The organism is Arthrobacter sp. SO3 (assembly GCF_020532825.1).
Taxonomy (GTDB): Bacteria; Actinomycetota; Actinomycetes; order Actinomycetales; family Micrococcaceae; genus Arthrobacter.
In genome coordinates, this window is record NZ_MQTS01000050.1 from 1 (window position 1) to 3,206 (window position 3,206).

Sequence of the window (3,206 nt, forward strand, 5' to 3'; positions counted from 1 at the left end):
TATTTTCCCTTGTCAGAGCACCTTTTCGTCTCTTAAACACACCCCTCAGCCCAACATTGATGAAAACCCCGGGTTAGGGCCGGTTGAAGGAGGCACCCCATGATGGGTGGGTACGGGTCCGGCATAGACGCGTCCTGGTTATTCTGGTTGCTCCCGGTCGCGGTCGCCGTTCTAGTGGTGGCTCTCGCGGCCCGGGCACTTTCCGGTGGCACCCACCGACGGGAAAGGGGATCAGCCCCGGGGCCGAACCGTAACGCCGCCGCGGGCAGGAGCAACGCGCGCCTGATCCTCGATCAGCGATACGCCGGCGGCGAGCTGGGCACGCAGGAATACCGCGACCGGTTGGCGCTGCTTACCGGCCCGGGGACACAGCCGGAAGAACCGGGCGACGGCGGGCGGAGCGATCAGCCAGCGGCGTTGAGCCTTCCGGAGCTGAAGCAACGGGCCGTGTCGCTGCTGATAGCGGCCGATGACGCCGTGCGCTCCAGCGAGCAGGAAGCAGGATTCGCGCAGGCCCAGTTCGGGGACGTCTCCGTTGTGCCCTTCGCGAAGGCCCTCACCGACGCCAAGGCGAATCTGAGCGAGTCCTTCAGGCTCCAACAGCAGCTCGACGACGCGGTCCCGGCCTCCGAGGAGCAGCAGCGGGGCTGGTACACCGAGATCATCAGTCGCTGCGAGTCGGCCAACCAGGCCCTGGCCGAACAGAAAGCCTCCTTCGATTCCCTGCGTGAACTCGAAAAGAACGCACCACGGGCACTCGAACTGCTCCGCGCCGGAAGCGTAGAGGCAGCGGCCAAGGTAGCGGACGCGGAGCAGGCCATGACCGGGCTTCGCGAACGGTACTCCGATGCGGCGGTCGGCCCGGTCTCCGACAACATCGCCCAGGCCCGGGAACGGTTGAAATTTCTAGACACCGCCGTGCAGACGGCACAGCAGAAGCTCACGGAGACTGACCCGGGCGCCACGGCCGTCGCTGTCCGCGCCGCCGAAGAAAGCCTGCACCAGACCAACGTGCTGGTTGACGCCATCAGCAAGGTCTCGCACGACCTTGACTCCGCCCGGACTGATCTCGACCGCTCTGTGGAGGAAGCAGCCCAGGACCTCGCCCAGGCCAAGGCCACCATGGCGGCCGGCCAGCACACCGACCTCGCCGGCCCCGTCGCAGGCGCCGAGGCGGTTCTGAGCCAAGTGCAACGGCAGCTACAGTCAGGAAGGATCGACCCGATCGCCGCGCTGCAGCGCATGGAAACGGCGCGCCAAGGCCTGGATCAGACCCTCTCCGGGGTCCGGAACCAGCAGGATCAGGCGCGGCGCGCCGAGCAGGCTCTCCAGCAGGCCATCATGAATGCACAGGCCCGGATCTCGGTTGCCTCGGACTACATTGCCGCCCGGCGCGGCGGTGTGGGACCGGGGGCCAGAACACGCCTGGCCGAAGCGCAACGCAATCTGGACACCGCGCTCTCCATCCAGCAGACGAATCCTGAATCTTCCCTGACCTACGCGCGGCAGGCCGGCGCTCTGGCGTCCCGCGCGGCAGAGCTCGCCCGGTCGGATGTACAGGATTTCGGCGGCATGGACAACCGCGGTTACGGCGGCGGCATGTTCGGTGGCCGCGGGTGCGGAGGGGGTCTCGGCGGTGCCGTTCTGGGCGGGATTCTGATCGATTGGATACTGGGCGGCGGACGCGGAGGCGATTCCAGCAACGGCGCCGGCTGGGATGGAGACACCGGGAGCGGCGGCGGTTTCTGATCCGTCATGTCCTGGTCCATTTCGGTCCGTCGACCCCGTTAGCGCCCCGTGCGCGGTCACCGCTAACCCCGGCGCCGTGACAGGCACCGGCGGTCACGTGACCCGTTCCGTGGGCATGGCCAGGGTGACCCAGTCGTGCAATCCGCCTCGATAATACGCCAGCGCGGAGGCCGGATACCCGGTTTCCATCAGCGCCCGGACAGCCGCCGGGGACTGCGGGCACTGCGGGCCGTTACAGAAGAACACGCTCAGCCTAGAAGGGTCGAGTTGATCCCTGAATTCCAGGATCCGGTCATGGGGGAAGTTGACTGCGCCTGGAATCGTGATCCCGGCCCTGGAACCAGGTACGCGGCTGTCGACCAGGACCGCGCCGCCGCCGAGCAACTCCAAGAGTTCGAGCTCGCCGAGGGTGACCACCCCTGGCGCGCACTGCAGCGGCTGCAGCTCTCCCCATGTCGTGTCCACCACCACCAGATCCGGTTCTCCCCCAACCTTCCGGGGGACACTGGCCGGATCCTGAGAACGGATCCTGGACGTTCGTTCTATCACGGCTGGTTCGACTCTCATGAGCCCAGCCTAACGCCGCCGGGCGCGCCGCGGTAAGATTCCGCCCGGCTTCGCCGGTGGAGACAACGTGAGGTATAAACGACCGTTCAGCACGCGAAAAGACCACTCCGCGACTGGCGTACCGAGGAAAGCTTCGAGCCTCTGCAACACCTGCCCGGGCGGGAACTGCGTCTCTTCATTGGCTGCCGGGTCCAGGGAGGCTGCAGCCCTCCATCCGTCGGGCTCCCACTCGGCAGGTAGCTGGCTGGATCCACGAACGAACAGATCAGATGCAGCCCGGAGCCGCTGCGAGACTGGCGGCACGTCGCGCCTCAGTGTCACCGGCACCGCCGACCAGGAGGCACTGACCGAGGCAGTGCGCTCCTCCGGCTGCGTCCTGACCCGCGCGAAGCGTGATCCGTTGGCTCCATCGTTTCCTCCGCCATCGCCCTCTGCATTGCCCTGAGCTGCCCCTGGCCGGCAGGGTGACCGGCCCGCGGCGGGAGACCACTCCGGTCAGGCACGCCGGTATGCACGAGCACTGCAGGATCTGCGCCGAGGCCTGCCGCCGGTGTGAAGCGGCCTGCGCTTCCCTCCTGGCCGCATTGGCCTGAGTATCAGCCGGCCTTCAGCTGACCGGTGCGGATGCGTAGAAAACCGGCCCGGGTGGACCGGGACCTCGGACTCTATCCGGCAGTCGACTCCGCGCTAAGACTCGGAGCAACTCTGAAACGAAAGGCGCCAGTCAAGATGTGGGGTTAGGGATAAGGCATGTGGTGGATGTGGCTCTGGATTCCTCTGCTGCTCGTCGGGATCGCGCTTCTGGTGGTGCTGGCGGTCCGGGTCTTTGGCGGCGGCGTCCGCAATGGATACGGGCCGCCGCGCCCCCCCCGGGGCAAGGCGGCCCGCCG

General features: G+C 67.1%; 2 protein-coding genes and 1 pseudogene. 2 read left to right on the forward strand and 1 reads right to left on the reverse strand.

The genetic code is table 11. From position 1 onward, the window contains the following. Positions 1 to 99 precede the first annotated feature (99 nt). Positions 100 to 1,749 carry a TPM domain-containing protein gene (locus BJQ90_RS05585; protein ID WP_226759318.1) on the forward strand — a complete coding sequence of 550 codons (1,650 nt, stop codon included), beginning with the start codon at positions 100 to 102 and terminating at the stop codon, positions 1,747 to 1,749. Between the two features lie 93 nt (positions 1,750 to 1,842). Here BJQ90_RS05585 and BJQ90_RS05590 read toward each other — a convergent pair whose 3' ends face one another. Further along, positions 1,843 to 2,316 (reverse strand): rhodanese-like domain-containing protein, encoded by a 474-nt coding sequence (locus tag BJQ90_RS05590; RefSeq protein WP_226759319.1) that lies wholly within the window; start codon positions 2,314 to 2,316, stop codon positions 1,843 to 1,845. 497 nt (positions 2,317 to 2,813) lie between these two features. Between BJQ90_RS05590 and BJQ90_RS05595 the strand changes: the two are divergent. After that, a pseudogene (locus tag BJQ90_RS05595) lies at positions 2,814 to 2,909 on the forward strand (four-helix bundle copper-binding protein); the annotation flags it as partial. Positions 2,910 to 3,206: the final 297 nt, after the last annotated feature.

Bases quoted from the DNA above. Each gene is read 5' to 3' on its own strand.
- BJQ90_RS05585 (WP_226759318.1), top strand. From the start codon at position 100: ATGATGGGTGGGTACGGGTCCGGCATAGACGCGTCCTGGTTATTCTGG.
- BJQ90_RS05590 (WP_226759319.1), bottom strand. From the start codon at position 2,316: ATGAGAGTCGAACCAGCCGTGATAGAACGAACGTCCAGGATCCGTTCT.